This window comes from Sphingomonas corticis, assembly GCF_012035195.1.
Lineage (GTDB): Bacteria > Pseudomonadota > Alphaproteobacteria > Sphingomonadales > Sphingomonadaceae > Sphingomonas > Sphingomonas corticis.
The window spans coordinates 107,586-133,571 of the sequence record NZ_JAAVJH010000007.1; the positions used below are offsets into that span (position 1 = coordinate 107,586).

General features: G+C 70.5%; 25 protein-coding genes. 10 read left to right on the plus strand and 15 right to left on the minus strand.

Annotated elements, in window-relative coordinates:
- Positions 1-25: 25 nt before the first annotated feature.
- The 9 genes from HBH26_RS12970 to kynU all read left to right on the plus strand — a co-directional run bounded on the left by HBH26_RS12970 (position 26) and on the right by kynU (position 8,933).
- Complete coding sequence (locus HBH26_RS12970) at positions 26-982, plus strand: MDR/zinc-dependent alcohol dehydrogenase-like family protein (RefSeq protein WP_168135050.1); 957 nt, start codon at positions 26-28, stop codon at positions 980-982.
- The gene (locus HBH26_RS21200; protein WP_338057364.1) at positions 979-1,968 is read left to right on the plus strand and encodes a Gfo/Idh/MocA family protein; all 990 of its coding nucleotides are present in this window, start codon (positions 979-981) and stop codon (positions 1,966-1,968) included. Before HBH26_RS12970 ends, HBH26_RS21200 begins: the two co-directional genes overlap by 4 nt.
- A 4-nt stretch (positions 1,969-1,972) precedes the next feature.
- Positions 1,973-3,034, plus strand: coding sequence for a polysaccharide pyruvyl transferase family protein (locus tag HBH26_RS12980; protein ID WP_168135051.1), 1,062 nt, complete (start codon positions 1,973-1,975; stop codon positions 3,032-3,034).
- A complete protein-coding gene (locus HBH26_RS12985; RefSeq protein ID WP_239024775.1) occupies positions 3,027-4,382 on the plus strand; it encodes a Coenzyme F420 hydrogenase/dehydrogenase, beta subunit C-terminal domain in 1,356 nt (451 codons plus the stop codon). The genes HBH26_RS12980 and HBH26_RS12985 overlap by 8 nt, the downstream gene beginning before the upstream one ends.
- 98 nt (positions 4,383-4,480) lie before the next feature.
- A complete protein-coding gene (locus HBH26_RS12990; RefSeq protein WP_168135052.1) occupies positions 4,481-5,338 on the plus strand; it encodes a glucose 1-dehydrogenase in 858 nt (285 codons plus the stop codon).
- Positions 5,339-5,364: 26 nt separating this feature from the next.
- Positions 5,365-5,886: a ferritin-like domain-containing protein gene (locus HBH26_RS12995; RefSeq protein WP_168135053.1), complete on the plus strand. Its 522-nt coding sequence runs from the start codon at positions 5,365-5,367 to the stop codon at positions 5,884-5,886.
- A 105-nt stretch (positions 5,887-5,991) separates the two neighbouring features.
- Positions 5,992-6,846 carry a manganese catalase family protein gene (locus HBH26_RS13000; RefSeq protein ID WP_168135054.1) on the plus strand — a complete coding sequence of 285 codons (855 nt, stop codon included), beginning with the start codon at positions 5,992-5,994 and terminating at the stop codon, positions 6,844-6,846.
- A gap of 39 nt (positions 6,847-6,885) precedes the next feature.
- Positions 6,886-7,698: a tryptophan 2,3-dioxygenase gene (locus tag HBH26_RS13005; RefSeq protein ID WP_168135055.1), complete on the plus strand. Its 813-nt coding sequence runs from the start codon at positions 6,886-6,888 to the stop codon at positions 7,696-7,698.
- Positions 7,699-7,703: 5 nt separating this feature from the next.
- Entirely contained in the window at positions 7,704-8,933 is a 1,230-nt protein-coding gene (kynU, locus tag HBH26_RS13010; protein ID WP_168135086.1) for a kynureninase, read from the plus strand.
- Between the two features lie 4 nt (positions 8,934-8,937).
- Here kynU and HBH26_RS13015 read toward each other — a convergent pair whose 3' ends face one another.
- From HBH26_RS13015 to HBH26_RS13070, 12 genes are all read right to left on the minus strand, one after another.
- A complete protein-coding gene (locus HBH26_RS13015; RefSeq protein WP_168135056.1) occupies positions 8,938-10,956 on the minus strand; it encodes an MGH1-like glycoside hydrolase domain-containing protein in 2,019 nt (672 codons plus the stop codon).
- 21 nt (positions 10,957-10,977) lie between these two features.
- Entirely contained in the window at positions 10,978-11,382 is a 405-nt protein-coding gene (locus HBH26_RS13020; protein ID WP_338057366.1) for a response regulator, read from the minus strand.
- Between the two features lie 6 nt (positions 11,383-11,388).
- A complete protein-coding gene (locus HBH26_RS13025) occupies positions 11,389-13,356 on the minus strand; it encodes an HWE histidine kinase domain-containing protein (RefSeq protein ID WP_168135057.1) in 1,968 nt (655 codons plus the stop codon).
- 144 nt (positions 13,357-13,500) lie between these two features.
- Positions 13,501-15,180: a GMC family oxidoreductase gene (locus tag HBH26_RS13030; protein WP_168135088.1), complete on the minus strand. Its 1,680-nt coding sequence runs from the start codon at positions 15,178-15,180 to the stop codon at positions 13,501-13,503.
- Between the two features lie 12 nt (positions 15,181-15,192).
- Positions 15,193-16,029 (minus strand): sugar phosphate isomerase/epimerase family protein, encoded by an 837-nt coding sequence (locus tag HBH26_RS13035; RefSeq protein WP_239024776.1) that lies wholly within the window; start codon positions 16,027-16,029, stop codon positions 15,193-15,195.
- Complete coding sequence (locus tag HBH26_RS13040; protein ID WP_168135090.1) at positions 16,026-16,556, minus strand: gluconate 2-dehydrogenase subunit 3 family protein; 531 nt, start codon at positions 16,554-16,556, stop codon at positions 16,026-16,028. Before HBH26_RS13040 ends, HBH26_RS13035 begins: the two co-directional genes overlap by 4 nt.
- A 50-nt stretch (positions 16,557-16,606) precedes the next feature.
- The gene (locus HBH26_RS13045) at positions 16,607-17,428 is read right to left on the minus strand and encodes a 3-keto-disaccharide hydrolase (RefSeq protein WP_239024777.1); all 822 of its coding nucleotides are present in this window, start codon (positions 17,426-17,428) and stop codon (positions 16,607-16,609) included.
- Entirely contained in the window at positions 17,425-18,342 is a 918-nt protein-coding gene (locus tag HBH26_RS13050; RefSeq protein ID WP_168135058.1) for a hydroxypyruvate isomerase family protein, read from the minus strand. The genes HBH26_RS13045 and HBH26_RS13050 overlap by 4 nt, the downstream gene beginning before the upstream one ends.
- Before the next feature lie 3 nt (positions 18,343-18,345).
- Positions 18,346-18,726, minus strand: a complete 381-nt coding sequence (locus HBH26_RS13055) for a c-type cytochrome (protein WP_168135059.1) — start codon at positions 18,724-18,726, stop codon at positions 18,346-18,348.
- The gene (locus tag HBH26_RS13060) at positions 18,723-19,862 is read right to left on the minus strand and encodes a Gfo/Idh/MocA family protein (RefSeq protein WP_209308540.1); all 1,140 of its coding nucleotides are present in this window, start codon (positions 19,860-19,862) and stop codon (positions 18,723-18,725) included. Before HBH26_RS13060 ends, HBH26_RS13055 begins: the two co-directional genes overlap by 4 nt.
- A complete protein-coding gene (locus HBH26_RS13065; protein ID WP_168135060.1) occupies positions 19,859-20,914 on the minus strand; it encodes a sugar phosphate isomerase/epimerase family protein in 1,056 nt (351 codons plus the stop codon). Before HBH26_RS13065 ends, HBH26_RS13060 begins: the two co-directional genes overlap by 4 nt.
- Complete coding sequence (locus HBH26_RS13070; RefSeq protein WP_168135061.1) at positions 20,911-22,158, minus strand: MFS transporter; 1,248 nt, start codon at positions 22,156-22,158, stop codon at positions 20,911-20,913. The genes HBH26_RS13065 and HBH26_RS13070 overlap by 4 nt, the downstream gene beginning before the upstream one ends.
- A gap of 130 nt (positions 22,159-22,288) precedes the next feature.
- On the opposite strand from HBH26_RS13070, the gene HBH26_RS13075 reads away from it, so the two are divergent.
- Entirely contained in the window at positions 22,289-23,290 is a 1,002-nt protein-coding gene (locus HBH26_RS13075) for a LacI family DNA-binding transcriptional regulator (RefSeq protein WP_168135062.1), read from the plus strand.
- A gap of 8 nt (positions 23,291-23,298) precedes the next feature.
- Here HBH26_RS13075 and HBH26_RS13080 read toward each other — a convergent pair whose 3' ends face one another.
- Genes HBH26_RS13080 through HBH26_RS13090 form a run of 3 tightly spaced genes read right to left on the minus strand, consistent with a single transcriptional unit; the run spans position 23,299 to position 25,981 of the window.
- Positions 23,299-24,624, minus strand: coding sequence for a transporter (locus HBH26_RS13080; protein ID WP_168135063.1), 1,326 nt, complete (start codon positions 24,622-24,624; stop codon positions 23,299-23,301).
- Complete coding sequence (locus tag HBH26_RS13085) at positions 24,621-25,286, minus strand: hypothetical protein (RefSeq protein WP_168135064.1); 666 nt, start codon at positions 25,284-25,286, stop codon at positions 24,621-24,623. The genes HBH26_RS13080 and HBH26_RS13085 overlap by 4 nt, the downstream gene beginning before the upstream one ends.
- Positions 25,283-25,981, minus strand: coding sequence for a C39 family peptidase (locus HBH26_RS13090; protein WP_168135065.1), 699 nt, complete (start codon positions 25,979-25,981; stop codon positions 25,283-25,285). Before HBH26_RS13090 ends, HBH26_RS13085 begins: the two co-directional genes overlap by 4 nt.
- Between the last annotated feature and the right edge of the window lie 5 nt (positions 25,982-25,986).

Below are 25,986 nucleotides of genomic sequence, written 5' to 3' on the forward strand. Positions count from 1 at the left end.
GCGCGCCGAAGTTGCAGCATCCGTGATGCGCGCCGCCATTCTTTCCGCCCCCGGGCAGATCGATCTCGCCGATGCGCCGCTACCCGAGCCCGCCGCGGGCGAGGTGCGGCTGCGGCTGGAGGGCTGCGGCGTGTGCGCCTCCAACCTGGAACCGTGGCAGGGACTGGAATGGATGACCTACCCCGGCGAAGCCGGCGGGCTGGGGCACGAGGGCTGGGGCGTGGTCGACGCGCTCGGCGACGGCGTGGAGGGGCTGGCCCCCGGCGACCGCGTGGCGGCGCTGTCCACCCGCAGCCTCGCCGATTACGACGTGGCCGCCGCCGACATGGTGGCGAAGCTGCCCGCCGCGCTCGACGGGCACCCCTTCCCGGGCGAGCCGCTCGGCTGCGCCTTCAACATCTTCCGCCGCAGCGACGTGCAGCCAGGGCAGACCGTGGCGATCGTCGGCATCGGCTTCCTGGGTGCGGTCCTCACGCGGCTGTGCACCGCCGCGGGGGCGCGGGTGATCGCCATCTCGCGCCGGCGGGAATCGCTCGACCTCGCGCGCCACTACGGCGCGGCGGAGACGATCGCGATGCACGATCATTACGAGATCATCGATCGCGTGAAGGCGCTGACCGGCGAGGCGATGTGCGAGCGCGTGATCGAGGCGGTGGGCAAGCAATGGCCGCTCGACCTCGCCGGCGAGCTGGTGGCGTTCGGCGGCCGGCTCGTCATCGCCGGCTACCATCAGGACGGGCCGCGTCAGGTGTCGATGCAGATGTGGAACTGGAAGGGGATCGACGTCGCCAACGCGCACGAGCGCGATCCCGCGGTGCAGATGCGCGGCCTGCGCGAGGCGATCGAGTGGGTCGCCGACGGGCGGCTCGACCCCACGCCGCTCTACTCGCACCTTTATCCGCTGGAACGCCTCGGCGAGGCGCTGAACGCCACGCGCGACAAGCCGCAGGGCTTCGTCAAGGCCCTGGTGATGCTGTCGTGAAGCCCGCATCCGCCAAGCCGCGTGTGGGATTCCTCGGCACCGGCTGGATCGGGCGGCACCGCATGGCGGGGATGCTGGCGACCGGTGCGATCGAGGCGGCGGCGGTGTGCGATCCCTCGCCCGACGGCATTGCCGAGGCGCGCGCGCTCGCACCCGACGCCGCGGTCGTCTCCTCGCTGGACGAGATGCTCGCGCTGGAACTGGACGGTGTCGTCATCGCGACGCCCAGCGCGCTCCACGCCGAACAGGCGATCCGCGCGCTCGACGCGGGCGCAGCCGTGTTCTGTCAGAAGCCGGTGGGGCGCACCGCGGCGGAAGTGGCGGCGGTGATCGCGGCGGCGCGGCGCAGCGACCGGCGGCTCGGCGTCGACCTGTCCTACCGCCACACCGCCGGCATGGCGGCCATCGCGCCGCTGGTGCAGGGCGGCGCGCTGGGGCGGGTGTTCGCGGTCGATCTCACTTTCCACAACGCCTACGGCCCAGACAAGCCGTGGTTTTACGACGCGGCGCAGTCGGGTGGCGGGTGCGTGATCGACCTGGGCGTCCACCTCGTCGACCTCGCGCTGTGGACGCTCGGCTTCCCGCCGGCGGACGGGGCGCACGCCGCGCTGCGTGCAGGCGGCGCGCCGCTCGCACCGGGCCAGGTGGAGGATTACGCCACCGCCGCCTTCCGCGCGGGCGACGTCGACGTGCGGCTCGCCTGTTCGTGGCGGCTCCACGCCGGGCAGGAAGCGGTGATCGAGGCGGCGTTCTACGGCACCAACGGCGGCGCCGCGCTACGCAACGTCGGCGGCAGCTTCTACGATTTCACCGCGCACCGCTTCGACGGTACCGGCACGACCGTGCTGGCGGACGGTCCCGACGAATGGGGTGCGCGCGCCGCCGCCGAGTGGGCGACGAGCCTTGCCGCCGATCCGCGCTACGATGCCGCGGCGGACGATTATGTCCGCTCGGCGCAGGTGCTCGACCTGATCTACGGCCGCTGACGCGATGGCGTCCCATCCCCGGGTCGGCGTGCTGACCTTCCACCGCTCGATCAACTACGGCTCCTACTGGCAGGCGCGCTGCCTGGTGGAGGGGCTGCGCGCGCGTGGCTGCGATGCGGAACTGGTCGACCACCGCTCCGTCGCCGTGGAGCGGCGCGAGCTGCGCTGCGCGTTCCAGCCCGCGCTGCCGATCCGCACGCCGCGCGACCAGCATCCCGCGCTCGGCCGCAAGGCGCGCGCGCTGGAGGCGGCGGTCGATGCGCTGCCGCTGTCCGCCCCCTTCCCGCTCGACGATCCCGCCGTGATGCCGCGCTACGACACCGTCGTCGTCGGCAGCGACGAGGTGTGGAACTTCCGCCATCCCTGGTACGGTGGCCAGCCGCTGTTCTTCGGCGAGGGGTTGCGCGCCGACCGGCTCGTCTCCTACGCCGCCAGCTTCGGCAATCACGATGCCGCGGATGGGCTGGACCAGGTCTCCGTCGCGCGGCTGCGGCGGTTCGCCGCGCTGTCGGTGCGCGACGACAATGCGCGTGACCTGCTGTCGGAGGCGCTGGGCGAGGTGCCGCCGCTGGTGCTCGATCCGTGCCTGCAATTCGCCGATGTGATCCCCACGGATACCGCGCCGGGCCGCTACCTGCTGCTCTACGGTCACAGCTTTCCCACCGGTTTCGCCGCTGCGGTGCGCCGATACGCCGACAAGGCCGGGCTGCCGATCGTCAGCGTCGGCTACGGCAATTCCATCGCCGACCGGCAGCGGATCGACGCCGACCCCGCTGAGTTCGCGGCGCTGTTCGCCGGGGCGCACGCGGTGGCGACCAATTTCTTCCACGGTTGCGTCTTCGCGCTGCGCTTCGGCAAGCCGCTCGTCGCCGCCGCCATGCCCTACCGTCGCAACAAGCTGCGCGACCTCACGCGCAAGCTGGCCGTCGAGCACTGCCTCGTCGGTGAGGAGGCGGACGAAGCCACCGTCTCGGCGCGCCTGTCCGCCGCGCCGGAGGGCGTGGCGGAACGGCTGGTCGTGCTGCGCGCCGCCTCCACCCGCTACCTGGACGCCGCGCTTGGCTGACGCGCCGGCGCCCGCGGACATCGTCGCGTCCGGCCTGTGCATCGGCTGCGGCGGCTGCGCGACGGGGCCGACGCGGCGCATGGCATGGGACCGCTACGGCCAGCGCAAGCCGACCGGCGCCGACCTGACCCTCGCCGATGCCGCGTTCGCGCGCACCTGCCCCTTCTCGCCCGCGGCGGGTGACGAGGACGCCATCGCGGCGGCGCGCTTTCCCGCTGCGCCGCACGTCGACGCGCGGCTCGGCCGGTACGAGGCCAATTACGTCGGCCATGTCGCCGAGGGCGAGTTCCGCGCGATCGGCAGCTCGGGCGGGATGGTCAGCTGGGTCGCGGCGGAGCTGCTGCGCACCGGCGCGGTGGACGGCGTTGCGCACGTCGTCCCGTCGACGGACGACCGCCTGTTCCGCTATCGCATCTCCCGCGACGCGGCCGCGATCGCGGAGGGCGCGCGCTCGCGCTACTATCCGGTCGATCTCGCCGAGGTGCTGGCGGCAATCCGCTCGACGCCCGGCCGCTACGCGATCGTCGGCGTTCCCTGCTTCATGAAGGCGGTGGCGCTGCAACGCGCCGAGGACCCGGTGCTGGCGGAGCGGATCACCCACCTCCTCGGCCTGTTCTGCGGCCACATGAAGAGCGCCGCCTTCGTGGACAGCTTCGCCTGGCAGCTGGACGCGCCGCGCGAGGAGGTGCGGGCGGTGGAATATCGCCGCAAGGACCCGGGCCGGCCGGCCAACTGGTACACTGCGCACCTCGACCTGGCCGACGGCAGCTCGCGCTCGCAGGACTGGTGGCATCTCGCCGACGGCGACTGGGGTGCGGGCTTCTTTCAGAACGCCGCCTGCAACTTCTGCGACGACGTGGTCGGCGAGTGCGCCGACATCTCTTTCGGCGACGCGTGGGTGGAGCCCTATTCCTCCGACGGGCGCGGTACCAACGTGGTCGTCGTCCGCTCGGCGGCGATCGCCGGGATGGTGGCGGACGCGGCGGCCGCGGGACGGCTGGCGCTGGAGGGCGTCGACTCGGACTTCATCGCGAACACCCAGGCCGCGGGCTTCCGGCAGCGGCGCGAAGGGCTGGCCTATCGTTTGACGTGGGCGAAGCGTGGCATCCGCCCGCGCAAGCGGGTCGCGCCCGGCGCCGCCGGGCTGCCGTGGCGCCGCCGCGCGATCTACCGCATGCGCGCGGGCATCTCGCGCTGGAGCCACCGCATGGCGTGGGCGGCGAAGCGCCTCGGTGCGCCCGCATTGTACGTCCGCTGGGCACGCGCCAGCCTCTACCTCTACCAGGCGCTGGCCTATCATCGCGGTCGCCTGGGCGAATGGCTGCGGCGCTTCGACGGGCGCGAGTAACGCTCCGCCGCTATCGGCCTAACCTGCGATAATCACGTCTTCTTTTCGCGGAACGTCGATCCCGGCGACGCTTTCCTTCGCGGCAGAGGAGACGTGCGATGACCCAGCATCCCGAGCCGCCGCAGCCCGCCCAGCAACAGGACATGCCCGGCACGACCGAGGCGATGGACCCGCGGCCCGACCACGGCGAACACAGCTACGTCGGCCACGGCCGCCTGCTGGACAAAAAGGTCATCATCACCGGCGCGGACAGCGGCATCGGCCGCGCCGTGGCGCTGGCCTATGCGCGCGAGGGCGCGGACGTGTGCGTCGCCTACCTCAGCGAGGACGATGACGCGGCGGAGACGCAGCGGCTGATCGAGGAAGCCGGACGCCGCGCGCTCCTGATCCGCGGCGACATCGCCGATCCCGCGCACTGCCGCCAGCTGGTCGAGCAGGCGGTGGCCGCGTTCGGCCGCGTCGACGTGCTGGTCAACAACGCCGCGCACCAGGCGACCTTCGCCGCGGCGGAGGACATCAGCGACGAAGAATGGCAGACCACTTTCGCCGTGAACATCCACGCGATGTTCTACCTGACCAAGGCGGTGCTGCCGCACATGCGCGCGGGCTCGTCGATCATCAACACCACGTCCATCAACGCCGACAAGCCGAGCGAGCAGCTCCTCGCCTATGCGACGACGAAGGGCGCCATCCACAATTACACTGCCGGGCTGGCGCAGATGCTGGCGGAGCGGAAGATCCGCGTGAACGCGGTCGCGCCCGGCCCGGTGTGGACGCCGCTGATCCCCTCGACGATGCCCGAGGACAAGGTAGTCAGCTTCGGCAAGCAGACCCCGCTCGGCCGAGCCGCGCAGCCGGCGGAACTCGCCCCCGCCTACGTGCTGCTGGCCAGCGACGAGGCGAGCTACATCCTGGGCGCCACCATCCCCGTCACCGGCGGAACCCCCTTCCTCTGAACCCCTCACGCAAGGAGAAACGATCCATGGCCTCCCTTCCCAACGACGTCGTGTCCTCCGTCTTCATCACCGGTCTGAAGAACGCGCACGGCGTTGAGCACCAGGCGCTGGCGCTGATCGACCGCCAGCTCGATCACCTCGCCAACTATCCCGACGTCGCCGACCGCCTGCGCGCGCATCGCGGGGAGACCGAGCAGCAGATCGGGCGGCTGGAGGAAATCCTCGACGGCTTCAACGAGACGCGTTCGGTGCTGAAGGACGCCGCGCTGACGCTGTCGGGCAATCTCGCCGCGATCGCGCACGTCTTCGCGCCGGACGAGATCCTGAAGAACAGCTTCGCCAACTACGCCTTCGAGAATTTCGAGGCGGCCAGCTACAAGTCGCTGCTGACGCTGGCGGACGTCGGCGGCTTCGGCAGTGCCACGCCGCTGCTCACGCAGTCGCTGAACGAGGAGCTGGCGATGGCGGCCTGGGTGGACGAGAACAACGCGGACCTTACCCGCCGCTACTTGGAGCGCCGCGCCGCGGGTGAGACGGCCAGCCACTGATTTCTACCTATGTTATTCAGATAGCTGATATTTTTGTCCGTCATCGGTAAACTTCGGCGGGTCTCGCTGGTTGAAAGCGTGCAGCAATCAGCAGTGAGGCCCGCCATGTACTATCACGACAAGCGCCTTCAATATCCCGTCCGCGTGGAGACGCCCGACCCGCTCTTCGCTCGCATGCTCCAGCAGGCGATCGGCGGCGTGGAGGGCGAGATCCGCGTCTGCATGCAGTACTTCTTCCAGGCGTGGGGCAATCGCGCACCCAATCCGAAATATCGCGACATGCTGCTGAACACCGCCACGGAGGAGATCGGCCACATCGAGATGCTGGCCACCGCGGTCGCGCTTAACCTCGACAAGGCGCCCGCCTCGCTGCAGGAGGAAGGCGCCGCCGACGGCATCGTCGGCGCGGTGATGGGCGGCGAGAAGCCGCGTCATGCCATTGAGGGTCTGATCCACAAGAACCTGTTGTCCAGTGGCCTCGCCGCGATGCCGATCGACAGCGACGGCGTGCCGTTCAACATGTCGCACATCTACGCCAGCGGGAACGTGGCGGCGGACATGTACGCCAACGTCGCGGCGGAGAGCACCGGCCGCGTCCTCGCCGTGCGGCTCTACAATGCCGCGCACGACAAGGGCATGAAGGACATGCTCCACTACATGATCGCGCGCGACACGATGCACCAGAACCAATGGCTCGCCGCGATAGAGGACCTCGGCGGCAAGGAGGCGCAGGTGCCGATCCCCAATTCCTTCCCGCAGACCGAGGAAGACCAGAAGAACAACTACAATTACTATGTCACCTCGCTCGACGGCAGCTATCCGGAGGGGCGCTGGACGCAGGGTCCGAGCGTCGATGGCAAGGGCGAGTTCACCGTGTTCCGCAACGAGCCGCTGGGCGAGGAACCCATCCTCGGCCCCGCGCGGCCGGACAGCGGCGCGCAGAAGGAACAGATCGGCTGAGGCTCGCGTCCGTGGTTCCATGGCGGCTATAGCGCCGCCATGGAATCGCGCGCTACCGCCGGCACGGCCGGTCCCACCTACGGCAGCTATCTCGCGCTCGACGCGATCCTGTCGGCGCAGCACCCGCTGTCCGATACGCACGACGAGATGCTGTTCATCGTCATCCACCAGGCGTCCGAGCTGTGGATGAAATTGTGCCTCCACGAACTCGCCGCCGCGCGCGGGGCGATCGTGGAGGATCGCATGGACATGGCCTTCAAGATGATGGCCCGTGTCGCGCGCATCCAGGCGCAGCTGATCCAGAGCTGGGAAGTGCTCGCGACGATCACTCCCGCCGACTATAGCGCGATGCGCGCGAAGCTGGGCACCAGCTCGGGCTTCCAGTCGTATCAGTATCGCGCGCTCGAGTTCATCATGGGGAACAAGAATCCGGCGATGGTGGACGTCCACGGCGAGGCGCCGGCGGTGCAGGCCGCGCTGCGCGAGGAACTGGCGCGCCCCAGCCTCTACGACGAGGCGCTGCGCGCGATGGCGCGCGCGGGCCTGCCCGTTCCCGCCGATCGGCTGGAGCGCGACTTTACGAAAGGCTACGAGGCGTCGCCGCAGGTGGAGGCGTGCTGGCGCGCCGTCTACGCCGAGCCCGAGCGATACTGGGACCTCTACGAACTGGCGGAGAAACTGGTCGACCTGGAGTATCGCGTGCAATTGTGGCGTTTCGGGCACCTGAAGACGGTGGAGCGCGTGATCGGCTTCAAGCGCGGGACCGGTGGAACGGCGGGCGTGCCGTACCTCGCCAAAGTGATCGACCAGGTGTTCTTTCCCGAGCTGCTGACCGTGCGGGTGGCGCTGTGACGGCGATGACGCTGGAGGACGCGCGCGTGCTGGACGCGGCCGATCCACTGCGCGACCGCCGCGCGCTCTTCGCGTTGCCGGACGGCGTGATCTACCTCGACGGCAATTCGCTGGGCGCGATGCCCGCGGCGACGCCCGCGCGCGTGGCGGAGACGGTGGTGGCGGAATGGGGCCGCGACCTCATCACCAGCTGGAACGCGCACGGCTGGATCGACGCGCCGCGCCGGCTGGGCGCCGCCATCGCGCGGCTGGTCGGCGCGCGCGAGGACGAGGTGATCGTCGCCGACAGCACGTCGGCGAACCTGTTCAAGCTGCTCGCCGCCGCCTGCGCCGCCAGACCGGGGCGCACGACGATCCTGTCGGAGCCGGGCAATTTCCCCACCGACCTCTACGTCGCCGACGGCGTCGCGCGGATGCTGCCCGGCCGACGGGTCCGCACCGCCGCGGTCGACGACATCGCGAGCGCCATCGACGCGGACACCGCGGTCGTGATGCTCACCCACGTCCACTACAAGACGGGGCGCAGGCTCGACATGGCGGCGATCACTGCCGCGGCACATGCCCGCGGCGCGCTGATGCTGTGGGATCTCAGCCACAGCGTCGGCGCGGTGGAGCTGGACCTCGCCGGCTGCGACGTCGATCTCGCCGTCGGCTGCGGCTACAAATATCTGAACGGCGGGCCGGGCGCGCCCGCCTTCCTCCACGTCGCGCGGCGCCTGCACGGCGAGCTGCGCTCCCCGCTCAGCGGCTGGATGGGGCATGGCGAACCCTTCGCCTTCCGCGACGACTATGCCCCCGCGGAGGGGATGGCACGTTTCCTGTGCGGCACGCCGCCGATCCTGGCCATGGCGGCGCTGGAGCGCGGCATCGCCACTTTCGACGGCGTGACGATGCGCCAGGTGGCGGCGAAGTCGCGCGGGCTGATCGACCTGTTCGTCGCCGAGGTGGAGCGGCGCGGTCTCGATACCGAGCTGACCCTGCTGTCGCCTCGCGACGCCGGGTCGCGCGGCAGCCACGTGTCCTACGCGCATCGCGACGCCCACGCCGTCTGTCAGGCGCTGATCGCGCGCGGCGTGATCGGCGATTTTCGCGCGCCCGACGCGGTTCGCTTCGGCTTCACGCCGCTCTACCTCGGCTACGCGAACGTGTGGCGCGCGGTCGAGATCCTCGCCGACGTGCTCGCCACCGGCGCGTGGCGGGACGAGCGCTACCGCGTGCGCTCCGCGGTGACGTGAGCGGTCAGAACAGCTTCAGCTCGACCAGCCGCATCGCGCGGTTCGGTGCCAGGTCGAACGTCACCCGCACCCGCGACGTCGTCGTCGCCGGCCACCGTGCGTGGGTGATGCCGTTGGCCAGCGGCGCGTCGGCCCGCGCGCGCAGGTCCTGCCACGTGCCGTCGACCCACGCCTGCACGCGATAGCCCCGCGGCACCGCATACCGACCGCCGTCTGCGAAGAAGGCGAGTTCCGCGCGCGACAGCGACACCGGCTTGCCGAAATCGACCGCATACCATTGTGCCGCCGGGGCGGGAGCGGAGGACCAGCCGTTGCCGAGCTCGGGCATGAACCATACCCGCCCGTCGATCGCATCGTGCACCTTCTCCGCGTCGGTGCCGGTGGAGGCGCTGCCCTTCGGGAAGGCGCCGCGCACCAGTTGCACCGCGCGGTCGACCGGCCGCTCGATCGCGGGCAGCGCGGCGCGGCGCAGCGGCAGGACGATCCGTTCCAGCCCCGGCCGTCGCGCCACCTCGCGCCCGTCCACCTCGATCGCCAGACCACGCCGGCCGTAGTGCGATCCGTCCGCGTCCCACGTCACCGCCACGCGATGCCCGTGGTAGGGCACGTCCTGCACGCGGAACCACGCCAGCGCCTGCGGCTCGCCCGCGGCGGGAAGCAGCGGGTTCACTTCCAGCACGTCGTCCGCGCGCGGGCGGATGCCGACCAGCCCGGTCAGGATCAGGTCGACGTAGCCGGAGTGGAAATAATGGTGGCTGCGCGCCAGCCCGACGATCGGCAGCCCGGTGTCGGGCTCGTAATTCTCTTCTAGATCCAGCCGACCGCCCTGCTGGTGCAGTGCCGTATATTGGCGCAGCAAGCGCAGATAGTCGCCGCGCGTCACCGGCGAGTGGCGGTAATGGTCGAGCAGATTGGCCATGCCGGTCAGCACCTGCGTGGTCTGGTAGGGCCACACCGGGCCGTTCCATTGGCACTCGCGCCGCCCTCCGTCGTGCCCGCCGCCGTCGTAGCGATACTGGCGCATGTAATGTTCGTAGGACGGCTCCACCGTGCGCATCCCGAACCGGCCGCCCAGCTCCTCGGCGGACAGCAGGTGCCGCCACGCCGCTGCCAGCTGCGGATCGTCGCGCGCGACGTCGAAGGTCCACGGCAGGTAGCCGACCAGCTCGCGCCCGCGGATCGGCGCGAAGGCGCGGACATGGGCGTTGGTCGAGCGGTGGCGATCCGCGAAATGGCCGAGCGCGGGAATGAACAGCGCCTCCTCCATCCGCCCGGCCAGCGTGGCGGCCCTGCGGTCGTAATCGGCGGCGATGGCGGGCTCCTCCCCCGCCAGCCGGCTCAGCCGTGCGATCGCGCGGGCGTTGGCGACCATATAGGCGTTGATCGAGGGGCGAAACGCGTCGCCGCCGGTGAAGCCGTCCAACCCGCCCGACGCGTCGATCGAGCTGATCGTATATTCGGTCGCATCCAGCAGCGGCTCGACCCAGTAGAGCCCCCTCGCCGCGTCGAAATGGTCGTCCCACTGCGTGTAGAGCGTCCGCATGGCCGGCAGGTGGCGGATCGCGGCGGCGCGGTCGCCGTCGACGAGGTAGCGGTCGTAGACCGAGGCGGCGAGATAGTCGGTGAAGTGCCGGTCGTTGCCGCCGGTGTACATGAAGGCGATGTAATCGTCCGCGGGGCGGCGATCGTGCATCCACCGCGCCTCGCCCAGGTGGAAACCGGTGGCGTCGTTCAGGCTGGCCCAGGGTTCCAGCTGCCAGCCCACGTCGTCGAGGAACTCGGTGGTGATGAAGCCGCGCTCGCCGAGGTCGCGCTGGTGCGCGCGCACGATCATCCAGCGATAGTAATAGACGCGGTCGATCGCCGGATCGGCGCTCTCGAAGAAGGGGATGCGCGCCTCATACCAGGGCGCGTCGTTGCCGTAATGCGCGGTCGCGACCCGATGCGTGTCGATCGCGGCCGGGGCCGGCACGGGCGCGAGCGCGGCCAGCGCCGTCAGCAGCGCGGCGAGTGGACGTGGCATGGCATTCCCCTTCGTGCCGGCTCAGCCGGTGGCGTGCGCCGCCATCCGTCGCATCGCGGCGACGACCTCCGCGTGCAGGATCGGCTTGGCATAGAATTCGGCGCGGACCGGCAGGTCCAGGTCCGCCTTGGCGAAGCTCGCCGCGGTCAGCACGATCTCGATGGGCGGCCAGCGGTTGCGGATCGCGGCGGCGATCTCGATCCCGCGCACGCCGCGCGGCATGTCCAGGTCGATGAAGACGATGCGGATGTCGGTGCGCCGTTCGAGGATGCCGATCGCGTCCTCGACGCTGGTCGTCTCCACCGCTTCGAAGCCGGCGCGCTCGACCATGTCGATGGCGTCGAGGCGCAGGATCGGCTCGTCCTCGATGATGAGCACCGGCAGGCGCGCGGTCGGTGTCGACTGGCCCATAGTATCCCCTGCCACGGCCGCTCAGCCCTGACCGATCTGATCGATCGGCGCGCGCATCTCGACCGACAGCCCCGAAGTATCATAGCGAACCTGAACCCCACCCGACCCGGTCAGCCCCATGCGGATGATGCGCGATCCGAACCCGGTGCGGGTGGGCGGCGTCACCGGCGGCCCGCCCCGCTCGGTCCAGCGCAGCGTCAGCATCTCCACCCCACCCTCGCACGCGATCGCCCAGGCAAGCTCGACCTCCCCCTCGGGTACGCGCAGGGCGCCGTATTTCACCGCATTGGTCGCCAGTTCGTGCAGCAGCAGCGACAGCGACATCGCCGGGCGGGAGCCGATCATCAGCTCCGGTCCGGACAGCGTGACGCGGTTGCCCGCTACGGTCGACAGCGCGCCCTGTGCCACTTCGCGCAGCCCCGCCGCGGACCAGCTGCGCGTCAGCAGCACGTCGTGCGCGGAGGACAATGCCTTAAGGCGGCTGCCGAACTCCTCCACGCTGGTCGCGTCCGCCTTGCCGGCCAGCGTCTGCATCGCGATCGCCTGCACCACGCTCAGCGTGTTCTTGATGCGGTGCGCCAGTTCGCCGTTCAGCACCTCCTGCTGCTCCTCCGCGCGCGTGCGCCCGATGGCGAGGCGCAGCCGGTCCGCCACCTCGCCGACGAAATGCAGCTCCTCGCGGGTCCACGCACGCGGCCGGCGCGTGCCGAGATAGAGGATCGCTGCCGGCACACCACGCTCGATGATCGGCGCCAGCACCATGGCGCCCTCGCCGCACGCCTGGCGGACGCGCCCGCGCAGCGGTGCGTCGGCGCGGTCGAGAAGGCGCCCCTCCGCCAGTTCCTCCACCGACGTCGCGAAGTCGGCGATCGGCCAGGTGCCCGCCAGCGACACCTCGTCCCCAGCGGCCCATTCCTGCGCGATCGTCACGGTCCCTGCCACCGCATCCACCTCGCCGTAGCCGCCGCAGTCGGCGTGAAGCGCGGCGGCCAGGATCGCGCTGGCTGCGGACGCGATCGCGGCGACCGTGGTCTCCTCGTGAAGCCGATCGTTCAGGTCGATCAGCGCCGCCTGCCGCCGCTCCCGCAGCACGCGCTCGGTCACTTCGGTGAAGATGACGGTGAAGCGGTCGCCGCCGGCGCGCTGCGTCACGCCGTCGTACCACCGGCCCGACGATCCCAGCTGCCGGGTAAAACGGACCGAGCGATCGCGCTCGACCACCTGCGCCATTTCGCGCACCCACGCTTCCTCGATGCCGGGGAAGACCTGACGGATGGTGCGTCCCACGGCCTGCCCGCGGGGCACGCCCATCAGGTCGTACCACGCGTCGTTGACCTCGTCGTAGCGCCAGTCCACGACGTGGCCGTGCTCGTCGCGGACCAGTTCCCCCAGGACGAAGCCCTCCTGCAGCGTCTCGAAGACAGATCGCCACTTCGCCTCGCTGTCTCGCAGGTCGCGCGTCGCCGCGTCGCGCTCGCGCTCCACCAGCACGCGGCTCGTCGTCTCCAGCGTCACGTTCAGCAGGCCCGCCACCGCGCCCGTCTCGTCACGCACCGGCGAGTAGGAGAAGCTCCACCACGTCTCCTCCGGATAGCCGTTGCGCGTCATCATCAGCGGCATGTCGTCAAAGGTCGACGTCTCGCCCGCGAAGGTGCGGTCCACCAAAGGCTCGATCTCCGACCAGACCTCGGGCCACACGTCGACGAAGGGCGCGCCGAACACCCGCGGGTGGCGCCTTCCCAGGATCCCGGCATAGGCCTGATTGTAGAGGAAGGTCCGGTCGGGTCCCCAGGCGAGGCACATGGCGTAGCCCGACGCGATCATCAGGTCGACGGCGGTGCGCAGGCTCTGCGGCCAGTCCGCCACCGGGCCCAGCGGCGTGGCTGCCCAATCGCGCGTCCGCAGCAGATCCTTCACGTCCGTCGCCGGAGCGTGCTCGCTTCCCCCCTGCACCACGTCGTTCCCGCACCCGTGCTCGATTGCGCCCACCCCACCGCGATGCGGCCGTTGCGGCATCGAATAGAGCACGATCAGTCGCAAGCAAAGACCTGGAAGGTCTAAGCAAGATCAGGAAAGCTCACCATTGGCGGGGCGCCGCCCCGGGGTCTCGCCCGCCGCCCGGCGTAGCGCGCCCTACGCGCGCCGCAACTGCTTCACCGCATGATCCGCCGCGCGCGCGGTCAGCGCCATGAACGTCAGCGACGGGTTGACGCACGCGACCGATGCCATCTGCGCCCCGTCGGTGACGTACAGGTTCGCCGCGTCGTGCGCCTGGCTCCACCCGTTCAGCACGGAGGCACGCGGGTCGGCGCCCATGCGCGCGCCGCCCATCTCGTGGATCGCGTCCCCGGGCACGTGTTCGTCCTCCCACCCGGTGACGTTCGTCAGCCCGGCCTGGCGCAGCATCGCCTCGCCCTGCTCGCGCGCGTCGGCCATCATCTTCAGCTCGTTTTCGCGGAAGGTGACGTCGAAGCGCATCAGCGGAACACCGAAGCGGTCCACCTTGCTCGCGTGCAGCGAGACGCGATTGTCCTTGTACGGCAGGCACTCGCCGAACGCGCCCATGCTGAACTGCCACGGACCGTAGCGGCGCATGGCGTGCTTCATCGACGCACCGAAGCCTTCCGGCTTCACCGGATCGCGCCGCGCGCTGCCCTGGTAGCCGTAGCCGCGGCGGAAGCCGACGCCTTCCTCGTCCTTGCCGATGTTGCGGAAGCGCGGCACGTACACGCCGCCCGGCCGCCGCCCGTACTCGATCAGATCCTCCATGCCGGGGATGTCGCCGCGCACGCCGACGCGGAAGATGTGGTCCATCACGTAGCGGCCCAGCGTGCCGCTGTTGTCGAAGTGGCTGCGGCCGGTGCCCGCCGCACGGCTGTTCATCATGATCTGCACCGACGCCATCGCCGACGCGCAGAGGAAGACAAGGTCCGCCGCGACGACCTGCGCCTGGCCCGTCTTCGCATCGACGTAGCGCACGCCCGTCACCTTCTTCGCGCGCGGGTCGTATTCCAGATTGGTGACGACCGCGTCGGAGACGAGCGTCAGCTTGCCCGTCGCCCGCGCCGCGGGCAGCGTCACCGCCTGCGTCGAGAAATAGGCGCCGAACGAGCAGCCGTTGCTGCACTGGTTGCGGAACTGGCACTTGGTGCGGTTCTGGTCGGGCTTGTCCTCGGTCAGGTTGGATAGCCGCGTATTGATGAGCTTGCGCCCGGGGAATTGCGTCTCCAGCCGCTGCTTCAGCCACGTCTCCGCCGCGTTCATCGGGATCGGCGGCTGGAACTCGCTGTCGGGCAGGTAGGGCAGGTTCTCGCGGCTGCCGGACACACCGATGTACTTTTCGACGTAGCTGTACCAGGGCGCCACGTCGTCGTAGCCGATCGGCCACGCGCCATCCACGCCCTCGCGCTTGTTCGCCTCGAAGTCGCCAGGCGCCCAGCGAAAGCTCCAGCGCCCCCAGATCAGCGACTTGCCGCCCACCGTGGCGGGACGGATCCAGTAGAACTTCTCCCCCTCGTCATAGGCGTAGGGGTTCAGCCGGTCGTCGTTGTAGAAGGATTGATTGCTGGGCGCGACGTAGCCGTGCTTGGAGATGAAATAGTCGCTCTCCTTCAGCGGCTCGGGCATCACGTTGCGCGCGGGAACCTCGAACGCGGGCTTCCCGTCATAGGGATAGCCTTCGCCATGCTCGACCATGCGCCCGCGATCGAGCATCAGGACGCGCAGTCCCTTCTCCGTCAGCTCCTTCGCCGCGAAGCCGCCGCTGACGCCGGAGCCGACGACGATCGCGTCGAACCTGTTCGTTGCTGCCATCATCGTATCCGATCAGAACCGCAGGCCGCGGAGGGTGGTGAAGCTGGTGGTGATGTCCGGCAGGTAGGGCGCCGGCGCCCGATCGTTCTCGACGTAGAAGTGGCGGACGCCGGCGCTGCCCTTCAGCCTGAATAGCCGAGCGAAGTCGGTCTGTCCGGCGCCGACCGCCGCCATGTCGCGGTTCGCGCGCATGTCCTTCACGTGGAAGGCGTAGAGCCGCGCACCCAGCCGATCGATCAGCGCGGGCACGTCCTTGCCCGCGAACGCCGCCCAGTACAGGTCGAGCTCGATGCGGACCAGCGCGGGGTCGGTCTCCTTCAGCAGCCGCTCGAACAGGCTGACGCCCTCCGGCTTCGCCGTGAACTCGAAGTCGTGGTTGTGATAGGCAAAGCCGAGGCCTGCCCGGCGCAGCTCCGCGGCGAAGCGGTTCATGTTCGGCAGCGCCGCGGTCCATCCGGCCAGCGTGCGATGCTCGTCGGTCATGTACGGCAGCACGACCGTGTCCGCGCCCAGCGTCTTCGCCATCTGCACCGACTTGGCGAAATCGTTCAGCAGCGCGTCGTAGCCGATGTGGACCGAGGGCGCGCGCAGACGAAGCCGGTCCATCGTGCGGCGCAGCAGCGCGTGGTCCATCGCGTCATACCCGCCCCCGCCGAACTCGACCTCGCGATAGCCGATGCGCGCCACCTGCTCCAGCGTGCGCACGGGATCCTGCTGGAACAGCTCGCGTACCGTGTAGAGCTGGAGGCCGATCGGCCCCAGCTGCCTCGCCGCCGCCGCGCGCGGGATCAGCGCCAGCGCGCCGGCGCCGGCGAGCAGGATGCGGCGGTCCATCGTCGTGTCGATCATGCGCTATAGACCTTGTTGACCTTGGCATAGGGGAAGGCGCCGTCATACTCGCCCGGCACCGGCAGATATTCGCGCTCCTGCGTCATGCCGATCTCCGACGTGTAATAGCCGGTGACGACGAGCTGCCGGAACGCTTCGAAGAAATCGTCCGCGGTGCCCAGCTGCCGGTTCATCGCCAGCGTCAGCAGCGCGTCCTGCTGCGCCGGGGTCGCGCGTGCGGCGGAGACGCGATGGTCGGCCATGCTGCGCTTCTCGATCGCATCCAGCCCGGCCAGGATCGGCACGCGGTCCGCCGGCAGGGCCCAGTCGGCCAGCAGCTTCTCGATATAGGCGGGCACGCCCGCGGCGATCGCGCCGGGCGTGTCGGTGGTCGGCAGCACCCGTTCCGACAACGCGGCGACGAGCGCGCGCTGCGCCGGCGTGAAGACCGCCACGCTGGGCGGGCCGTCGCTGATGACCGGCACGCCCGCCGCCGCGGCGTTCCCCGCGGCGCGCGCGATCGGCGCATAGAGCGCGGCACCGAACATGGCGGCCACGCCGGCAAGGGCAGTACGGCGGTCGATCGTTCCTCTGACGCTCACTTGGCTTCTCCCGGCAGGTCCTGCGCCACCGCCGCGGCGGGCAGCGGACGGACCCAGATATTGCGATACGACACCGGCGAATCGTGATCCTGCAACTGGATCGGCGCGGCATCGCCGTGCGCCTCGTACGCCGCCACCTTGCGCCATACCGTGGTGCCCAGCATCGCCTGATGGTTCTGCACCAGCACCCCGTTCAGGAAGGCGGTGACATAGGCGGGTCGCAGCAGCTTGCCGTCCGCGCCGAAGCGGGGCCGCTCGAAGATGACATCGTAGCTCTGCCATTGCCCCGGCGCGCGCGCTGCGTTCGCCAGCGGCGGCTTCCAGCCGTAGACCGCGCCGACCGTGCCGTCGGCGTAGGTGGGGTTGCGATAGCCGTCCAGGATCTGCAGCTCGTAGCGCTGCATGAACCAGATCCCGCTGTTGCCGCGGTCCTGCGACGACTTCGTCGGCGGATTGGGCGAACGGAACTCCAGGTGCAGCTGCACGTCGCCAAAGCTCTGCCGGCTGACCAGCGCGCTCTCGCCGCCGCCAGGGGTTCGCGCGGGCACGGTGAAGGCACCGTCCTTCACTGGCCAGGGCGCCCCCTGCGGCTGCCACGCGTCGAGCGAGCGCCCGTCGAACAGCACCACGGCATCCGACGGCGCACCCCCGGTCGCGGCGGCGGGCGTCACCACCACGGGCGCGGGCCGGTCGGCGTCGTGGACGCGCCAGCGCCCGTCGGGCAGCAGCGGCGTGTCCTTGAACCCGGGCCTCTCCTGCGCCGACACCGCCGTGGCGAGACCCGCCGACAGCAGGATCAGCGAACGCGCGATCATCATGCCTCTCCTCCGCTGCGGTCGATGGCGCGATAGGCGGCGACGAGTCGCTCCTCCCCCGCGCGTCCGGCCACCGAATTGCCGTGCTCCATGCCGATCACCCCGTTATAGCGCTTAGCGCGCAACCAGCGGACGATGCTGGCATAGTTGATCTCGCCCGTCCCCGGCTCCTTGCGGCCGGGATTGTCGCCGAACTGGATGTAGCCGATCTCGTCCCAGCAGGTGTCGAGCGTGGGGATCAGGTTCCCCGACTGGATCTGCTCGTGGTACAGGTCCGCCAGCACCTTCACCGCCGCGCTGTTCGCGCCGCGCGCCACGGCATATCCCTGCGCCACCGTCTGCATGTAGACGCCGGGGTGATCGCGGCGGGTGTTCAGCGGCTCCATCACCATCGCGATGCCGTGGGGCGCGACGATGTCGCCTGCGCGGCGCATCACGTCGATGACGCGCGCGGTCTGGATGTCCACCGGCACGCGCGGGTCCATGAAGCCGGTGACGACGGTCATCCGGCGCGCGTCCAGCCGCTTCGCCACCTCGATCGCGCCGCGGATGTCTTTCAGGAACGCCTCGCGCTCCTCACCGTTCGCCGCGCCCAGCAGCGGGCGCGATTCGCGCCAGCGTGGCATGCTGGCGACGAATACGCCCATCGTCATGCCGCGGGACGACAGCGCGTTGGCCATGCGCGTCTGCTCGGCAATCGGGCGCGCCGCCGCCTCGTTGTCCTCCCAGGCGGTGAAGCCTTGGTCGGCGGCATAGGCGATCTGCTCGATCAGCCCGCCGCGACTGGCGAAGCTGCCTTCGTGCGGCGCGTATTTCAGGGAGAAACGCGCCGCATTCGACGTGCCGGCGACCTGCGCACTCGCCGCCAGCGGCGCGGCCGAGGCGGCCGCCAGAACGGTGCGGCGCGTCACGTCCATCGCTTACTTCGCCCCTTCGGCACGCAGATAGGCGATGATCTGCGCGCGCTTCGCCGGGTCGGCCATGCCGATCGGCATCCGCGTGCCCGGCACCTTCTTCATCGGCGCGGCGAGATACTGGTCCAGCGTGGCCGCGTCCCAGGTCAGCTTCGACGCCTTCATCGCCGCCGAATAGTTGAAGCCCGGCACGCTCGCCGCGGGGCGGCCGACCACCTTGTACAGGTTCGGCCCGATGCGGTTCGCGCCGCCCTTCTCCACCGTGTGGCACGCCTTGCACGCGGCGAAGGCGGGCGGGGCGGGCGTCTGCGCCGCGGAAGGTGTGCCGAGCGCGAAAGCGGCGGCGGTGGCGGCGGTCGCGCCGCCGGCGAGCAGGATAAGCTTCATTCGGTCTCTCCGATATCGATCGCGGTCCATTTGTCGTCGGACGCCGTACTGGCGACAACCGCCTCGACGAAGCGCATCGTGCGCAGTCCGTCGACGACGCCGGGATGCGCCGCATCCTCGCCCCGCAACGCGGCGGCGAAGGCGCGGTAGAGCGTCGCGAACGCCTCGATATAGCCCTCCGGATGACCCGCGGGTGTACGCAGGCGCGCGGCCGTCTCCGGCGCGAGGCCCGGCCCACCCGCGCGAAGCACCTCGGACGGCCGGTCGAGCCAGCGCAGCACCAGCGTGTTCGGCTCCATCTGCGACCATTCCAGCCCGCCACGCTCCCCGTGGATGCGCAGCCGCAGGCCGTTCTCCTCCCCGGCCGCCACCTGGCTCGCCGTCAGCGAGCCGCGCGCACCGCCGTCGAAGCGCAGCAGCGCGGCGACATCGTCGTCCAGCCGGCGACCGGGAACGTGCGTCGACAGTTCCGCCGACACCGCCGCGACGCGCAGGCCGGAGACATGCTCCGCCAGCTGAAAGGCATGGGTGCCGATATCGCCCAGGCAGCCGCCCAGACCTGCGCGGGCGGGATCGGTGCGCCACTCCGCCTGCTTGTTGCCTTCGCCGTCGATGGGCGCGCTCAGCCAGCCTTGCAGATATTCCACCTGCACCCGCCGGATCGCGCCAAGGTCGCCGCGCGCCACGCGCAGCCGTGCCTCGTCGATCAGCGGGTACCCGCTGTACGTGAAGGCCAGCGCGAACCGCTTGCCGCTCGCCCTCGCCGCGGCAGCGATGGCCTCCGCCTCCCTCACGTCCATCGCCATCGGCTTCTCGCAAAAGACGTGGAAGCCCGCGCGCAGCGCCGCGATGGCCATCGGCGCGTGGAGATGGTTGGGCGTCACGATCGCGACCGCGTCGATCCGCTCGCCCGCGGGCAGCGCCGCCTCGCCCGCCAGCATCGCGTCGATCGTCGGATAAACGCGCGCGGGGTCGAGGGCGAGCCGCTCACCGGTGCGCGCGTTGCGCCCCGCGTCCGTGCTGAACGCCCCCGCCACCAGCCGCCAGTCGCCGTCCAGCGCCGCGGCCATGCGGTGGACGGCGCCGATGAACGCCCCTTCCCCGCCGCCGACCATGCCGAGCCGCAGCGGCGTCATTCGGACAGCCCCATCAGCTTGCGGATCGAGGCGCGGTCCGCTCCGCTGGCGGCGAAATCGTCGAAGGCATGGTCGGTGACGCGAATCATGTGGTCGCGGATGAACGGCGCGCCTTCCCGCGCGCCGTCATCGGCCCGCTTCAGCGCGCATTCCCATTCCAGCACGGCCCAGCCGTCATAGCCATATTGCGCCAGCTTGCTGAACACCGCGGTGAAGTCGACCTGCCCGTCGCCCGTCGAGCGGAACCGCCCGGCACGATTCACCCAGCTCTCGTAGCCGCCGTACACGCCGGTGCGCCCGGTCGGGTTGAATTCCGCATCCTTCACGTGGAAGCAGGCGATGCGATCGTGATAGCGATCGATGAAGTCGAGATAGTCGAGCTGTTGCAGCACGTAGTGCGACGGATCGAACAGCAGGCGGGCGGCGGGGTGATGATCGACCGCGTCGAGGAAGCGCTCCCACGTGGCGCCGTCGTGCAGGTCCTCGCCCGGGTGCACCTCGAACGCGCAATGCACGCCCTGCTCGGCGAACACATCGAGGATCGGCGTCCAGCGGCGCGCCAGCTCGGCGAACGCCTCCTCCACCAGCCCGGCGGGACGCTGCGGCCAGGGATAGACATAGGGCCAGGCGAGCGCGCCGGAGAAGGTGGCGTGCGCGGTGAGGCCCAGCCGCGCGCTGGCGCGTGCCGCCGCCTTCACCTGCTCCACCGCCCAGGCCTGCCGCCGCGCCGGATCGCCGCGGACCTCGGGCGCGGCAAAGCCGTCGAACAGCGTGTCGTAGGCGGGATGCACCGCCACCAGCTGTCCTTGCAGGTGGGTCGACAATTCGGTCGGCTGGATGCCGAACCTGTCGAGCCGGGCGCGCAGGTCGTCGCAATAATCCTGGCTCTCCGCCGCCAGCGCGACGTCGATCAGCCGCGGATCGCAGGGGATCTGCACCCCGGCATAGCCCAAGCCCGCCGCCCACTCGGCGAGATGGTCGAGCGTGTCGAACGGCGCCGTATCCCCCAGGAACTGCGCCAGGAAGATGCCCGGCCCCTTCATGCCGGTCATGCCATGCGCCCTTTCGTCTCATCCTTGAAGGTCAGCTGGAACAGGATCGCGATCACCAGCGCGGCCGCGGCCGGGTACCACCACATCTGCTGCCAGTCGGCCACCGTCGGCGTCGCCGGCAGCTGCGCGTAGAGCAGCCCGCCGATCTGCGAGCCGAGCAGCATGCCGACGCCGTAGGTGAACAGCGTCAGCATTCCCTGCGCCTGCGCGTTCACGCCCTTCGGCGTGGCGATCGTGCCGGTGTAGATCGCGCCGGCGACGAAGAAGAAGTCGTAGCACACGCCGTGCAGTGCGACGCCCAGGTACACCGCCCACAGCGAATCGCCCCCGTCGCCGATCGCGAACAGCGCGTAGCGCACCGCCCAGGCGGCCATGCCGACCAGCAGCAGCGGCTTCACGCCGAAGCGGCGGTAGAGGAACGGCATCGAGAACATGAACGCCAGCTCGGACATCTGCCCGATCGACATCGTGCCGCCGACGTTCTCGATCCCCACCGTGCCGATGAAGGCGGAGGCGTAGGCATAGTACATCGCCAGCGGGATCGAGATCAGCGTGGCGCAGGCGATGAAGACGAGGAACGAGCGCTGCCGCATCAGCCCGAACGCCTCGACGCACAACACCTCGCGCACCACGCTGCCGCCGCGCGGCGCGTCGGGCGCCACGTCGGGCAGCGTCACGCTGTAGAGGCCGAGCGCCACGGAAACGACCGCGGCCACGCGGAAGATCTGCGGGTCGGCGGACAGGCCCGCCCAGCCGATGATGAGGCCCGACGCGATCCAGCCGATCGTGCCGAACGCGCGCACGAACGGGAAGCGGTCGACCCGCTCGCCGAAGCTCTTCAGCGCGATGGTGTTCGCCAGGCCCACCGTCGGCATGTACAGGATCGAATAAACCAGCAGCAGCAGCACGAACGTGTCGCCGCCCTCCGGCGTCAGCAGCGCGGGCAGATAGAAGAGCAGCGCCCCGCCGACCAGGTGGAGGACGACCATCAGCACCTTGGGGCTGAGATAGCGCACCGCCGCCATGCCGATCAGGAAGGATCCGACGATCGACGCGATCGGCCCCACGGAGAAGGCGTTGGCGATCAGCGAGCCGATGCCGCGCGTCTGCATGACGAGGCCCAGCGTCACCTGCCACGACCCCCAGACGAAGAACTGCATGAACATCAGCGCCGCGAGCCGCCCCGTCAGCATCCCCGGCAAGGCGCGCGCATCGCGCGGCAGAGCTCCTTCGGCAACGGCCATCCGATCCCCTCCCCGGCCCCGCGGTATCCGGCGGCCGTGGACACGAGCCTATGATACGATAATTGGCGTGTAAAGGATTACATCGCTGCCCCTCGACACGGCTCGCCGCAACGCACATGGAAGGCGCGGCATGCCGACGATCATCCAGGTTGCCGCACGGGCGGGCGTCTCCACCGCGACGGTCTCGCGCGTGCTGAGCCATCCCGACCGCGTCGCGCAATCCACGCGCGAGCGGGTGTTGGAGGTGGTGGCGGCGCTCGGCTACCGTCCCAACGTCGCCGCCCGATCGCTGCGCACCCTGCGCGCGGCGAAGATCCTGCTGACCGTGCCGGACATCTCCAACCCCTTCTTCGCCAGCGTCATCCGCGGCGCGGAGGAAGCGGCGCGCGACGCGGGCTATGCCGTGGTCGTCGGCGACACCCGCCACGATGCGGAAGTGGAGGACCAGTACGCCGACATGCTGTCGCGGCGCGAGGTGGACGGGCTGATCTTCCTCGGCCACCGCCTGCCGGACAGCCTGTCGCCGCTGCTGGCCGAGCGTGGGACGCTGGCGCCGATCGTCAACGGCTGCGAGTTCAGCGCGGATCTCGCCGTGCCTAGCGTCCATATCGACAATGCGGCGGCGAGCGCGGACGCGATGGCGCACCTGATCGCGCTGGGGCACCGCGACATCGGCATCGTCACCGGCCCGCCGGTCAGCCCGATCAGCCGCGACCGCCTGTCCGGCGCGCTGGCAGCGGCGGAGCGGCACGGCCTGTCCGATCGGCTGCACGTGCGCGACGGCGACTATTCCGCGCGCTGCGCCCATGCGCTGACCGCCGACCTCGTCGCGCGCGGCGTGACCGCGATCTTCTGCTTCAGCGACGAAATGGCGATGGGTGTGGTCAGCGCGTTGGGAGAGGCGGGCGTTCCCTGCCCCGCCGCGGTCTCCGTTGTCGGATTCGACGACCTGCCGCTGGCCCGCTTCTTCCGCCCCGCGCTGACCAGCGTCGCGCAGCCCAAGGGGATGATCGGACGGCGCACGGTGGAGCTGCTGGTCGAGATCCTGCGCGGCGCCGTCCCCCCGGTGCGCCAGGTCACGCTGGCGCACGAGCTGGTCGTGCGCGACAGCACCGCCCCCGCCCCGCGCTGAGCGCCTCGCTACCGCCCCGTCAGCAGCACCGTGGGCACGCGCAGCACGGTGCGCAGGTCGGTCGCGTCCTCGGTCGCGCCCAGCTCCACCGACCAGTTCAGGCTGGTGCGATCCGTCACGCGATAGGTGACGCCGAACAGCAGGCGCCCCACCTGGAGATCGCGCGAGACCGTCGTCATGTGCCCCGGCCAGGCGGGTGTCGGCTCGATCAGCCGCGTCCGCGTCTTCGTGCCGAACGCCCAGGTGTGGGCATAGCCCAGGTTGATCGTCGTGCGCTGGTTGAACGAGATCCCGATACCGGCCGAACCCGACACCGCGTCGGCGGGATCGACATAGTCGATGATGACCGGCGGAATCTGCGTGCTGACCGATTTGCCCAGGTTGAAGGTGTAGCCCAGCGTTCCGAACAGCACGACCGGATCGGACGGCAGGATCGCGGTGATACTGGGCGAGATGCCGAAGAAGCCCGCCCCCGTGGCCGCCTTCGTCGCGCGGCCGAGCGAGTCGCGCGGGATGGCGAAGGGATCGCTGCCGGTGGGGATCACCGCCTGCAGGTTGCCGATCAGGTACGGCACGCCCTCGCGCCCCTGCGTCAGCTGGTAGCGCGCGCTGACTTCGATGTCGCCGATGCCGGTGCCCTTGGTCGAGCTGTCGATCGTCGCGGCATTGTCGTCGGGCGTGCTGCCGGAGATGGGCGCCAGGATCGACGTGTCGGCGCGGTGCACGAACGGCACGCGAATGCCCAGTTCCAGCCGGTCGGTCAGGCCGTAGCGCAGCGCGGCGGAGGCGCTGACCACGTCCTGCCGGCTCTCGTTGATGTCGAAGACGCCGACCAGCACCGCCTCGACCAGCTCGATCCCGCGGAACACCGCGCGGTTGCGGTCGGCGCGGGCGTAGTCGACCTGCACCTCGCCGGTCAGTTGGCCGCGCCGGGTGATGACGCTGCCCCCGCCGTCCAGCACGGCGAGCTCGATCGGCCGGTCCTCGTCGGGCGCGGCCTGGCCGACGCGCTCTAGCGGCGGGGGGAGCGGGGGTTGCAGCGCGGCGCCGGGATCGCCCGGCAGGCTCGGCGCCGCGCCTTGCGCCGCGGCCACGGCGGGCTGGCGCGGCGCGGCAGCGGGCGGCAGCGACGGCAGCGCCTTTGCGCCCTCCACCTGCGTGCGCAGCGCCGCGATCTCGGCCGATTGCCGGTCCAGGCGCAGCCGCTGCGCCTCGATCAGCGCCATCGCGGCGTCCAGCTGCGATTGCAGCGAGGGGCGGCGCACGCGCTGCGCCTCCGCGGCGGGAACGACGATCATCGCCAGCGGCAGCGCCGCGCCGACCAGCCGCGTCACAGCCGTCCCGCCAGCGCTTGCGTCGCGATGTCCTGCACGCGCAGCATCGACGATCCGATCACGTCCGGCCCCGCGCCGGACAGGTCGATCGCGACGCTGGTCTGCGTGTCGATGGTCCGGTCGCTGCCCATGTTGGCGATGGCCGCGCCGAAGGCGCCGCCCGCGACGTGCGTGACGGACAGGTCGGCGCCGGTCAGCTCGACCAGCCGCAGCGCGCCCTGCGTCCGCTCGCTGACCGCGCCGGCGGCGGTCGCCGCGCCGCCGCTCACCTGCTCCAGTCCGGCGGGGATGGCGCCCGCCTGGGGCGCCAGCGACACGCCGGGTGCGGCGACGCCGCCGGAGACCCTGATCCCGCTCTGCCGATCGTAGCTGACCACCGGGATCGTCGCCGCCGGACGCGATGCCCCGGCGGACGCGCCCGCCACCGTCTCGCCCGCGCGCGGGACGTAGGTGGCCAGCGTCGGCGTCCCCTGGTCGGCGCGGAAGACCGTCCGCAGCACCACCGCGCCGTCCACCGCGGTCTGCGTATCGATCGTCATCGCCACGTCGATCCCGCCGGGCAGGCGGAAGCCGCCGCGATGCTCCGCCAGCTCCTCGTCGGCGACCGGCGTCGCGGCGAAGGGACCGAGCGCGAGCGGCAGCAGCAGCAGAAGCGGGTTCACGACAAGTCTCCGAAGAAGGGGGCGGTCAGCGACAGCGCCTGCTGGCTCACCGGATCGTGGAAGCGCCCGCCCACCGGCGCACGCGCGAAGGCGGCCCATTGCCGCTGGCGGTTGAAGTGCGACTTCGCGAGCGCCTGGTCCTCTTCCAGCACAAAGTAGATGCCGTTCCACGCCGCCTCGAACCGCGCGCGCGGCATCGCCTGCACGCCGGTGGACGGATCGCCCAGCAGCACCTCGTCCCGGCTGACGCCCTTCACCACGACGAAGTGGCGGTAGTTCTTCACCGCGATCAGCGCGATTCCCGGCACGCCCGTCTCGGCGATCTTCGCCAGCGACACCTTGTAGCCGTCGGCGGAAAGCCCGCGGCTCGCCAGCCAGCGCTTCATGTCGAGCAGCGAGAAGCCGAGCCGCCGGATCTGCGCCTGGTCGCCCCTCGTCCACATGCCGCGGAATGCCGTCGTCTCGTCGACATCGAGATCGTAATGGTGCCGCAGCAGCGTCGCCAGCGCCGCCGAGCCGCACGAGAAATCGTACTTCTGCCGCACGACCCCGACGTAGCGGCGCTCGATCACCGAGGCGACCGGAAGCCGGAAATCACCTACCGCCGCCCCGCCCGTGACGAAGCGCGACGGCCCGCCGGGGGAGGTCGCGCAGCCCGCCGCGGCGAGCAGTAGCAGGGGACACCCGCGCGCCATCGCCG